This window comes from Planktothrix sp. FACHB-1355 (assembly GCF_014748295.1).
Taxonomy (GTDB): Bacteria; Cyanobacteriota; Cyanobacteriia; order Cyanobacteriales; family Aerosakkonemataceae; genus Aerosakkonema; species Aerosakkonema funiforme_A.
Window position 1 is genome coordinate 1 of the sequence record NZ_JACJUP010000117.1, and the last position, 9887, is coordinate 9887.

The window sequence follows — 9887 nt, forward strand, 5'->3', positions numbered from 1 at the left end:
TGAGTGAGGTATACAGATCCCCGACTTCTTCAAGAAGTCGGGGATCTCGACCCATAGCCTGTATACAGATCCCTGACTTCTTCAAGAAGTCGGGGATCTCGACCCATAGCCTGTATTTCATCCAACTGCAAGCCGCTGTAAGCATGGAGAAATTGTCATCGCAATTCCTATCAACCTATTAAAGGAGGAGCGGACGAGGAAATTGCCAGCGAAAAGAATGTCAAGTCGTTTGTTCGGTTTCTGTCTGTAATTTTTGTCCGATTTTAGGTTCGGTTCCTGCTAGCAAACGCTGGATATTGCTGCGATGTCTCCAAATAACGTATATCCCGGCAGCGATCGCAAATATTTGATATGGTAAAGGTTGACCGAAGCCAAACATTAACGCCGAAACTGCGATCGCACCTACAATAGAACTGAAAGAAACGATGCGGGTGATGGCCAACATGACCGCAAAAACGCCAAAGGTTGCCAAACCAACTTGCCAAGACATCGCCAGCAAAATGCCCAAACTGGTAGCAACCGACTTTCCGCCTTTAAAATTCAACCAAATTGGCCAACTATGACCGATAATCGCTGCTAATCCGGCTAAAGTAACCAGCGTTGCTAGAGATAATCCGACTGTGCTAGAAAAAGAGTATGCTAAATGAGCCAGCGCGATCGCCAAAGCACCTTTAGCCGCATCGACTAGCAAAACGACGATCGCAGGCCCTTTTCCCAGAGTTCGCAACACATTTGTTGCGCCAATGGAACCAGAACCTTGCTCTCGAATATCGATACCTTTAAGTATACGAGCGGCTAAATATCCTGTGGGAAACGACCCTAACAAATAAGATACCAACACCAACCCAATATTGACAGTTACCCCAAACATAATCAACCCATCCTTTAGTGCCAATCTCAAATTGAAAATAGCAGATTGCAGATGGAATCCCTCTATTTTAAATCTCGATCTGCAATCTGAAATTATCTAGCTTCTATCCAAAAACATCTGCGTTCCGAAGCGTTCATCTGCGGTAAAATCATCCAACATCTTAAAATCGATCGCGCTCCAACGAATAGGTAGGCGATTGCGGGTCAGGTGCAAAAGCTAACCACAAGGGAAATTGCAGCACAGACAAACTAATTTGGTCTTCCGTTTCGTCAATAACAATCAACGGCATTTGCCCTTCTTTCACCAACCGTTCGGCTTTCATTGCCAAGGCTTCTGGCGTTTCAAACAAAGTAATTCCCCGTTCCGGGCCAAAATCGCCGCGAGAAATACCCAGACAATCTTGCAAACCGCGCCGCCATTCTCCCAGACGTTCGGGGGTATTTGCCAAGATCAAAGTGCGGAGACGATCGTGATACTGCGATCGCAAAACTGAGATAATCGAAGAAGCGACGAGGATATTTTGCAGGCGAGAACCCATACTCCGCAACGCCCCCTTGCCACCCTGAGTAAAAAACCAATACGAGGCGCGTTCCGCATGAATTGGTTCAAAGGTGCGACGCAGTTGCCAAGGCGGGCCATAATAATCCGGTCGCGTGCGATATTGGTCTAAAAGCTTGCGAATTTGCTTAACTTGTTCCTGAAAACCCTGTTCGGCAAATGTTGGTACCCCAGCAGATTCTTTCACAGGTTTAGCATCTCTAACAACCACTTTTTCTTCCGGTTCTGGTGCTTTGGGAATCAATTCCAGTTCCTCAGCTGCGGATGCCAGATCCTGTAAACTACCGACTAGATAATCTTTGAAACCTTGTACCCGAATTGCCAAATCTTGAGAAACCCCAGCAAAAGTGGTTTTCATTTCAGCGCGAATGCGGTCTTGGCGGCGTTCCAATTGTTCTACAGCAATTTGCAGCGTTTGTTTGCGCTGTTCTAATTCGCTCAAGCTTTCTTGAATCAAGCGACCGCAAGTTGTTTGCATTTCGGCTACCTGCTGGGAGAGCATTTTTCTGGTGCTTTGCAGGGAAGATATTTCCTGTTTGAGAGCTTGTTCCTCTTGTTTTAACTCAGCTACCCGTTCTGCTAACTCAGCGATGCGATCGCTCCCACTCTCCACTATATCATTTTCCTGGGCGAAATCCCTTTGACTAATATTATCATTTCCGGCAATATATTCTGTATTAGCAGACAATGCTAAGCCCACTACCAACTCATCTTTTGTAGGAATATCTTCAGTGTTGGGCGGCGCTAAATCTCCTTCTATAAATTGATAGTTTTCATCATCATTTGTAGGCGCTACTTCGCCGACGACAAAATCATTTTCCGGAGTTTGTTCGACCAACTCAACTATGGTACTTTGCTCTGGTGAATTTGACCATGCCTCAATAGCTGGTTCTCGTTCCGGCGGTTGCTCTTGTTTTTGGGTTTGGGGTTCGTCTGAATTCATTTAACAACTAACAGCTAATTTACAGATAGGGGTAGGGTAGGCAATGCCCACCGCTCAATTCCAACGGTGGGCATTGCCCACCCTACTTTACTAAATCTTTGGACAGCGTTGTTCTAAACAAGTTTGTAACATCTTGGGATCGAACAGAATCGGCAAAAAGTGAATGCTCTTAACTTCTTTAAAGTAGAACAAGATAGGCACTCCGGGCCAAAAAATGCGCCAATTTTGCCATTCCCGATAAGGGAAACTGCGAATTATCTTACCAGAGCGGTATATATCTAAAGCGGTTTCCGTAAATTTGAGGCGGATGGTGACAGTCTGGAACAAGAGGAACAATCCGAACAGGGAGATGATGGCGCTAAGCCAGGGTTGTAGCAGCAATAGCGGTATGGCGATCGATACTAAAACTATGGGTATGGTGTAACTGGGGGAGAGTTCAACCGTTTGTTGGGATTCGATCGAAGCAGCCGTGGTCACAGTCTTTAATTCCTCTTTCACGTCACAAAAGACTTCTCTCTTATTCTATAAGCTCACGTTTCACAAACCTTGTAGCACCACGCTGCCCGTTCCCCGGAACATCACCCAAGTCAAGAAGAAATTGGCGACAAAGATAGCCAGCAGAGACGTGACTACAGCAGTTGTCGTTGATTGTCCCACACCTTTGGCTCCCCCTGTTGTGGTTAAGCCCCAGCTACAGCCAATCACAGCAATCAACGCGCCGAAGCAAAAAGCTTTGATCGCGGCGCTACAAATATCCCAGACATGGAGAAAGTTACGGGCGGAATCTAGAAAGACTGTCTGGGAGATATTGTACAGATTGGTGGCAATCAGCAATCCTCCCAACATCCCCGTCACCAAGCACATCAGGGTCAAAATTGGCAGCATCAAGCAGCAGGCGATCGCGCGGGGTGTTACTAAGTAGTCTATAGGATCGGTTTTGAGCATCAAGAGGGCGTCGATTTGTTCCGTTACCCGCATCGTGCCGATTTCTGCTGCAAACGCCGACCCCACTCGTCCTGCCAGCACTACGGCGGTGAGGACTGGGGCAAGTTCGCGGCACAACGCCAGTGCCAGAACTCCTCCCACGGCAGTACTGGCACCCAGGTTGATAAATTCTCGCGCTACCTGCACTGTAAATACCATACCCACAAAAGCTGCTGTCACCAAGGCAATCAGAAGCGAATCTGGGCCAACCGCTGCCATTTGATCGATGGTGTTGCGGCGGTGGATTTTGCCGTTGAGGATGTGGATGAGTACCTGTCCTCCCAACAAAATTGCGGCCAGCAAGCGCTGTCCCCATAACCCCAAGCTGAAATTAGATTTTCTCCCCTTCACCGCGCAAATTTTGCCACTGCATTAAGAACTGTGTCCGATCTGAACGATCCCCATGAACAAATCCTTTATATTTTTAATGAAAACTTAAGATTTTTGACTTTTTGGTTCGATGGTCAATGTAACGCCTATTGTGGTAAAAGGCAAGTGCCCTTTGCTGGCATGGCCCCTGTCAGTTCGATCGGAGTAGTAAAATCTGCATGAATATTATGCCCAACTTCTTCCGCTCTCTGCTGCTGACGAGTTTTCTGAGCTTTGTCGCCCCTATCCTGCTAGTAGGGGGAACGTTAGCAGGTTTGTCTTTGATTGGCTATATTCCGGTTTTGGGAATTATCGGTCAGTCTGGCGCTGAATCAATCTGGAAGTTTCTGGTCGTTTTCGGTAATGGCTGTCCCATTGAGGGATTATTGACAATTGGTTTAACTTGTGCTTTCGTAGGAGCTATGTTTGACACCTATGCTTTTTATAGGTATCAAACTTTACGCGGGAATTAAGCGATCGGGGATACTCAAAGTCTGTTTATTCCGCATCTTGAGGAGTGCTGGAGAGTGCGATCGCTCAGTACACTTCGTCATGAGTACCAATATCAATCAATACAATTATATGCTCGCCAGAATCAGCATTTTCCTTGAGAGTGTAAATGATTCGGCAATCGTACTCAACCCAATAAGCCCATAACCCTTCCAGCGGACCCCTCAATTTATGCGATTTCAAAGATTGTGAAAAAGGAGCGGCTGCCAGCAATTCCAGCACCGCAAAAATTTTTACCTCTAGTTGGGGATTTTTGCCGACAACGCGCTTAAAAGCCCGCTTAAAGCTACCATCCCAAACAAGAATTCTCATTATCCACAAGTAAATCAGCGCGTAGGTCAGCTATTGTACCACGCTTGGCTTGTCCCGCTGCGAGTGCTGCCAGAGTCTCAGCAGCATTACTGGCGATTTCCTGGCGTCTTTGTTCAATCCGTTTTTTGCGAATCAGTTCAAACAACAAATCTAGATCCTCTGGAGAAAGAGCGTCAACGTATTCAATCACTGTTTGAAAAGATACAGGGTTACTCATCGACAGTTTTTCGAGGCTTCGGTAGACTTCACACCTTTTTATCGTACATGGGTTCTCATGTACCAAATCTGCTTTAACAGAATCTAAATTATTTGCGGTATCGTTTTTAGCAAAAGAGATGGCGTGGGAGAAAGACGATAGTCAGATTTGCCTACTGTCACCAATAGCCGTAAAGAAGTACTTGCAAAAGATCGCTCGCTGGGGAGCATATCGCTTAAGGCAAATATGGCTTTTTTCTTTGTGTAAATCATGAAAGAAAATTTATAAAAAAAGAGAATTTGAATCAATTACAGATCTGTTCGCCGGACTGCTTCATTTTCCATATGCGACTGTGCTTTGTGCGACTGTGCTTTTTGGATTGGGTGTCTGGCTTGGGTGAGCGCGATCGCTTTATCCTCAACTATTGACTTTAGCATACCCAACCCTAAAATTGCGAGGGGTTGCAATAAGATTAAACATAATTTAGATTGGCAGCCCCATAGCTTTATCTATAAGATTGTCTTTGTGCTACCTTTCTCACCACTTCCATATCCAACTCTAATGCGATCGCAATTTGTTCCACACTCAACCCCAACTGCAACAATCGAGGTACTGTTTCCAACTTGCCTTCCTGCTTGCCTTCCTGCTTAGCTTCTTCAGCAACTTCTTGAAAGTACCGTGTCTTTTTCAAATCACTTAAACCGAACATCGCTTCTACCTCCCGGCGACTCATGCTAGGAAATTTATACACCAAGACTGTTTCGATCAATTGTAGAACTTTTTGCCGGAAAGCTTCATCCTCCTGCTGTTGTGCATTCTGGATTAGCTGTCTGGCTTGGTCAATCGCTATTGTTTCATCCTCAACTATTAAGTTTAGCATCCCCAAACCGACTGACTGGTTTGCCGCTTGACCCAATTCTGACAAATAAATTCGCTGCACTTGTCCGGTAGCCAGAAAGTGCTGATACTCTAATGGTACTTCTGTATCGCTACTTTGGCGGTTGAATACCGCTACCGCACGCCAAGGTCTTTTCGGTTTGTATTGATACAGATAAACGGAAATTTCCGTAAAAAACCGATAGTAAAATTCTTCGTCTCGTTGAAACTGGACTTCCGCAAAATAAATTGCTTGGTTGGGTTTCGATGGCAGAAATACGCCATCAATCCGTTTGATTATTTCTTTGATTTCCACTGACTTGAACTCGTAGCCCCTTGCTTCTGATGCAGGCTGACCGATTAGTTCAAAGAAGATACTGGGTAAACTCTGAAATATTTGATAGAAGATGCTGTCTGTTTTCATGTTTTTGGCTTAGATACTCAGCTTCAGACGGTATGGTGGCAAATTCTCACGTATTCTCGAAAAAGAGGAGATAAATTAAACGAAATTTTATCACCTTCTATTGTTTTGAGTAAATAGCGTTTGCTCAAAGATTGTAAACCGTTAATCAAGTTTATTGAGGACAAAGATAACACTTCTCTTAAATCTTCTCTTGACACGGGTCGAAAAAGGTTTTGTAGTCTTTATATTCAGTTTTGTACTGTCCGGCAAGTTGTCCGCCGCTCATACTAGAATTGGGATACCAGCAGATGTTGGAGTAGGACATAATGACTGTATATGACCAAACCATAGCCAAAATTCGCCAACTACCAGAATCTCTAGTACAGGAAGTAAATGATTTCGTAGAATACCTACTAATGAAGCACAACCGGGAATTGCTAGAAATTGCCGAATCAGACTTTTCTGATTATTTGACCAACTTAGAAGATTATGAAGAACGTTTGGCGCGGGGAGAGATTCAGTGGTAACAATTACGCGGGGAGATGTGGTTTTATGCGATCTTAATCCCGTCGTAGGTACAGAACAAGTCTGAATCGTTTTCCTCCCCTCCCCGCAGATGGGGAGGGGTTGGGTGTAGGGTTTTCCAAACTTAACCAGCAGCGACAGCCGCCGATTCCAACTTAGCCACTAACTTGACGCCAAACTCAGTTTCAAAGCAGCCTTTTTTGTAATCCAAACTCCACAGTTCCAAGGCGCATTCATCATTTGGTTGAGATGGAACAAGCCGCAAGCAAACTTCTCTCACCTCCGGGCGATATTCGCACTTCACTTGTCGAATTGCACCTATTTGTCTTCGATCGAGCGCTACTGCCAATCGCAACAAAGTATTTAACTGACTTACCATCTGCCGATGTTCTTTCGTCGGCAAATTGCGATAGTTATCGTGTTTTTTCTTCGGACAACTTTTGCGATGGTAACGTGCTAAATTGGCAATTACGTCGATCTCGGTTTCGGTGTAACCTAGCAACTCGCTATTGCGGATTAAATAGTAAGAGTGTTTGTGATGGGAGGAATGACCGACGTGGTGACCGCAGTTATGTAAAATACCAGCAACCCAAAGCAGTTCTCTTTCTGACAAACCCCAATTATGAAGGATGCCTTTAGTTTGGTCAAATAAACTGAGGGCAAATTCGGCAACTCGCTGACTGTATTCCAGTTTGACTTGATATTTTTGGGCAGTTCTGATCGCGCTGCGCTCGCGGACTGAACTTTGATAGCGCAATCGATCTTCAATTAAACCATGTGTGAGCATCCAGTCAACAATGACGCCTTCGCGAAGACTGCGTTCGCAAATTGTTATTGTATCTAAACCGAGTAACGTCATTGCTTCTTGCAAGATTACCGCACCGGCGACTATAATTTCGGAACGCCTGTCTGACATTCCCGGAACGGCAGCGCGTTCTGCATAATTCATCTTTCGCAAACGCAGAATTATCTCGCGCAAATCTTTGAGGCTAAACTGATAGCCATTGAGGGGTGTGGGAACGATACCCAACTTTTCGCGAGCGTGGATAAGTGCTAAAGTTTCAATTGTGCCAGCGGTACCAACCAGGCGGGGACGCTCACCCGGATTGAGATTTTCCCGCAATTCTTCAACTGACCTTTCCAGCATTCCGCGCACGTAAGCTTGCAGAGATAAAAATTCCCCGTTGCTGATGGGGTCGGTAGTGACTAATTCCGTTGTGAGTCGAACTGCACCTATTTTGGTGCTGCTGAGACTGCGCGGTTCGTGACTGTCTCCCAAGATTAATTCTGTGGAACCGCCACCAATATCTATAATAATGTGGGGTAGGTTGTTGAATTCCATCCCCGACAGCACGCCCAAATAAATGCGTCGCGCTTCTTCTTGTCCGGAAATTAAATCAACGCGCAATCCTGTTTCAGTTTCGATTTGTTTGAGGAAATCTCGTCCGTTCGGCGCTTCCCGTACCGCACTGGTGGCGACGGCGATAATTTGTTCGGCGTTTAAGCTTTTGGCGACTTCCTGACAGCGGCGCAGGGTGACGATCGCTTTTTGCATGATATCTGGTTTCAGGTTACCAGTTTCCGGGTCGCGATCGCCCAATCTTACCGTGTCTTTCTCCCTGTCAATGATGGTAAAAGCTGGTAGCGAGGGGATAATCCGCACTACCACCATATGAATAGAATTTGTACCGATATCAATAGCCGCGAGAAAGCGGTCTTTCTCCACAGCGCTATCAGAAATACTCACCCTGCTTTCAGAAATTGAATTGACCATCATAAACTTGTGTTGGGTGAAAATCCCAGCCCCTCCCTCCAGGTATAAAGATATCCTATAGGGGGGAAAAGTAATGCAAATAATTAATCGATGCTATGCTTACCCAGCAAGAACGCCAACCGGAACCTACCTGGCTGACTGTTATTCGCCTCCTGAGATGGGATAAACCCGCAGGACGCCTAATTTTGATGATTCCTGCCCTTTGGGCTGTATTTTTGGCTTCTCGCGGCACACCGAGCGCACCGCTTGTCGGCGTCATAGTACTGGGTACTTTAGCTACCAGTGCTGCCGGTTGCGCGATCAACGATTTGTGGGATCGGGATATCGATCCCCAAGTGGAACGGACGCGCAATCGCCCTCTCGCTTCTCGCGCTTTGACGGTACGTACAGGTATTGTAGTAGCATTTATTGCCATGTGCTGCGCTGGTGTGTTGGCGCTGTATCTCAATCCCTTGAGTTTCTGGCTGTGCGTAGCAGCAGTCCCGACGATCGTTTTTTACCCTACAGCTAAGCGGGTGTTTCCCGTACCCCAGTTGGTGCTTTCTATTGCTTGGGGTTTTGCAGTACTGATTAGCTGGAGTGCTGCGATCGCACATTTAGAATTATCCAGCTGGTTGCTTTGGGGCGCAACTGTACTCTGGACATTGGGATTTGATACAGTTTATGCCATGAGCGACAAAGAAGACGATTTGAAAATAGGCATTAATTCCAGCGCTATCTTCTTTGGACTTTACGCCCCTGAAGCTGTAGGTATTTTCTTTTTAGGTACAGCTAGTTTGCTCGCAAGTCTCGGCGTCGTTATGCAGCTACATGGGAGCTTTTGGCTATCCCTGGTAATCGCAACAATTGGATGGATTTGGCATTATTCCCAATTGCGAAAAGAAGATTTACCGAAACCAGTTTACGGTCAAATTTTTCGCCAAAATGTTTGGATTGGTTTTATTGTACTCGCTGGGATAATTGCCGGCAATTTGTTTTAAAGTCAAAAGCTCGCTAAGCCGGGAATGTGGGAGAATGGAAAATTACGATCGCGTTCAATTTACTAAATAGCACCTATGCCTGTCAAAGTTGGAGATATCGCGCCTGATTTCACCCTAACTTCTCAAAATGGCTCGCCAGTCAGCCTTAACGATTTTCGCGGTCAAAAAGCCGTTGTTCTCTATTTCTACCCAAAGGATGACACGCCTGGATGTACGGCTGAATCTTGTGCTTTTAGAGATAGTTATGAAACCTTCAAAGATGCTGGTGCAGAAGTGATTGGCATCAGCGGCGATTCCTCAAATTCCCACGCTCAATTTGCCAGCAAATATCAGCTTCCCTTTACTTTGTTGAGCGATACTGGCAATCAAGTCCGAAAACTATACGGCGTTCCTGCCACTTTAGGACTCCTGCCCGGACGAGTTACCTATGTGATTGACAAAAATGGAGTGGTGCAGCATATTTTTAACTCGCAGTTAAACTTCAAAGCTCATGTTGATGAGTCTCTCAAAACGCTGCAAGAACTTCAAACAGTCTAGGCAATTTTAGATTTTAGATTGCAGATTTTAGATTTTTATCTGAAATCTG

Annotated in this window: 14 protein-coding genes; 4 read left to right on the forward strand and 10 right to left on the reverse strand. The window is 45.6% G+C overall.

Features of this window, described 5'->3' with window-relative positions:
* Positions 1-220: 220 nt before the first annotated feature.
* The 4 genes from plsY to H6S82_RS08040 form a co-directional block, all read right to left on the reverse strand.
* On the reverse strand, positions 221-871 hold the full coding sequence (plsY, locus tag H6S82_RS08025; RefSeq protein WP_190468655.1) for a glycerol-3-phosphate 1-O-acyltransferase PlsY: 651 nt from the start codon (positions 869-871) through the stop codon (positions 221-223).
* 160 nt (positions 872-1031) lie between these two features.
* Positions 1032-2372 (reverse strand): DUF3086 domain-containing protein, encoded by a 1341-nt coding sequence (locus tag H6S82_RS08030; RefSeq protein WP_190468657.1) that lies wholly within the window; start codon positions 2370-2372, stop codon positions 1032-1034.
* A gap of 90 nt (positions 2373-2462) precedes the next feature.
* A complete protein-coding gene (locus tag H6S82_RS08035) occupies positions 2463-2849 on the reverse strand; it encodes a DUF3119 family protein (protein ID WP_190468659.1) in 387 nt (128 codons plus the stop codon).
* Positions 2850-2909: 60 nt separating this feature from the next.
* Positions 2910-3707, reverse strand: a complete 798-nt coding sequence (locus H6S82_RS08040; RefSeq protein ID WP_190468663.1) for an MlaE family lipid ABC transporter permease subunit — start codon at positions 3705-3707, stop codon at positions 2910-2912.
* 197 nt (positions 3708-3904) lie between these two features.
* On the opposite strand from H6S82_RS08040, the gene H6S82_RS08045 reads away from it, so the two are divergent.
* Positions 3905-4198 (forward strand): hypothetical protein, encoded by a 294-nt coding sequence (locus tag H6S82_RS08045; protein WP_190468666.1) that lies wholly within the window; start codon positions 3905-3907, stop codon positions 4196-4198.
* Positions 4199-4262: 64 nt separating this feature from the next.
* On the opposite strand, the gene H6S82_RS08050 is transcribed toward H6S82_RS08045, so the two are convergent.
* The 5 genes from H6S82_RS08050 to H6S82_RS33910 all read right to left on the reverse strand — a co-directional run bounded on the left by H6S82_RS08050 (position 4263) and on the right by H6S82_RS33910 (position 6347).
* Positions 4263-4547 (reverse strand): type II toxin-antitoxin system mRNA interferase toxin, RelE/StbE family, encoded by a 285-nt coding sequence (locus tag H6S82_RS08050; protein WP_190468669.1) that lies wholly within the window; start codon positions 4545-4547, stop codon positions 4263-4265.
* Positions 4522-4764, reverse strand: coding sequence for a hypothetical protein (locus H6S82_RS08055; protein ID WP_190468673.1), 243 nt, complete (start codon positions 4762-4764; stop codon positions 4522-4524). Before H6S82_RS08055 ends, H6S82_RS08050 begins: the two co-directional genes overlap by 26 nt.
* A 287-nt stretch (positions 4765-5051) precedes the next feature.
* Entirely contained in the window at positions 5052-5180 is a 129-nt protein-coding gene (locus H6S82_RS33905; RefSeq protein WP_255512266.1) for a hypothetical protein, read from the reverse strand.
* 68 nt (positions 5181-5248) lie between these two features.
* Entirely contained in the window at positions 5249-6043 is a 795-nt protein-coding gene (locus H6S82_RS08060) for an Rpn family recombination-promoting nuclease/putative transposase (RefSeq protein ID WP_191056132.1), read from the reverse strand.
* Between the two features lie 178 nt (positions 6044-6221).
* Positions 6222-6347, reverse strand: a complete 126-nt coding sequence (locus H6S82_RS33910; RefSeq protein ID WP_255512267.1) for a hypothetical protein — start codon at positions 6345-6347, stop codon at positions 6222-6224.
* 1 nt (position 6348) lies between these two features.
* Between H6S82_RS33910 and H6S82_RS08065 the strand changes: the two genes are divergently transcribed.
* Positions 6349-6549, forward strand: a complete 201-nt coding sequence (locus H6S82_RS08065) for a DUF2281 domain-containing protein (protein ID WP_190468682.1) — start codon at positions 6349-6351, stop codon at positions 6547-6549.
* A gap of 122 nt (positions 6550-6671) precedes the next feature.
* Here H6S82_RS08065 and H6S82_RS08070 read toward each other — a convergent pair whose 3' ends face one another.
* Positions 6672-8321, reverse strand: coding sequence for a Ppx/GppA phosphatase family protein (locus H6S82_RS08070; RefSeq protein WP_190468776.1), 1650 nt, complete (start codon positions 8319-8321; stop codon positions 6672-6674).
* Positions 8322-8416: 95 nt separating this feature from the next.
* Between H6S82_RS08070 and H6S82_RS08075 the strand changes: the two genes are divergently transcribed.
* Both H6S82_RS08075 and H6S82_RS08080 read left to right on the forward strand, forming a co-directional pair.
* Positions 8417-9301, forward strand: coding sequence for a 4-hydroxybenzoate solanesyltransferase (locus tag H6S82_RS08075; RefSeq protein WP_190468685.1), 885 nt, complete (start codon positions 8417-8419; stop codon positions 9299-9301).
* A gap of 75 nt (positions 9302-9376) precedes the next feature.
* Entirely contained in the window at positions 9377-9838 is a 462-nt protein-coding gene (locus tag H6S82_RS08080) for a peroxiredoxin (protein ID WP_190468688.1), read from the forward strand.
* Positions 9839-9887: the final 49 nt, after the last annotated feature.

Coding starts and splice junctions, on each gene's coding strand:
- plsY (WP_190468655.1), bottom strand. CDS start 871: ATGTTTGGGGTAACTGTCAATATTGGGTTGGTGTTGGTATCTTATTTG.
- H6S82_RS08030 (WP_190468657.1), bottom strand. CDS start 2,372: ATGAATTCAGACGAACCCCAAACCCAAAAACAAGAGCAACCGCCGGAA.
- H6S82_RS08045 (WP_190468666.1), top strand. CDS start 3,905: ATGAATATTATGCCCAACTTCTTCCGCTCTCTGCTGCTGACGAGTTTT.
- H6S82_RS08050 (WP_190468669.1), bottom strand. CDS start 4,547: ATGAGAATTCTTGTTTGGGATGGTAGCTTTAAGCGGGCTTTTAAGCGC.
- H6S82_RS08055 (WP_190468673.1), bottom strand. CDS start 4,764: ATGAGTAACCCTGTATCTTTTCAAACAGTGATTGAATACGTTGACGCT.
- H6S82_RS33905 (WP_255512266.1), bottom strand. CDS start 5,180: ATGCTAAAGTCAATAGTTGAGGATAAAGCGATCGCGCTCACCCAAGCC.
- H6S82_RS08060 (WP_191056132.1), bottom strand. CDS start 6,043: ATGAAAACAGACAGCATCTTCTATCAAATATTTCAGAGTTTACCCAGT.
- H6S82_RS33910 (WP_255512267.1), bottom strand. CDS start 6,347: ATGTCCTACTCCAACATCTGCTGGTATCCCAATTCTAGTATGAGCGGC.
- H6S82_RS08065 (WP_190468682.1), top strand. CDS start 6,349: ATGACTGTATATGACCAAACCATAGCCAAAATTCGCCAACTACCAGAA.
- H6S82_RS08070 (WP_190468776.1), bottom strand. CDS start 8,321: ATGGTCAATTCAATTTCTGAAAGCAGGGTGAGTATTTCTGATAGCGCT.
- H6S82_RS08075 (WP_190468685.1), top strand. CDS start 8,417: ATGCTTACCCAGCAAGAACGCCAACCGGAACCTACCTGGCTGACTGTT.
- H6S82_RS08080 (WP_190468688.1), top strand. CDS start 9,377: ATGCCTGTCAAAGTTGGAGATATCGCGCCTGATTTCACCCTAACTTCT.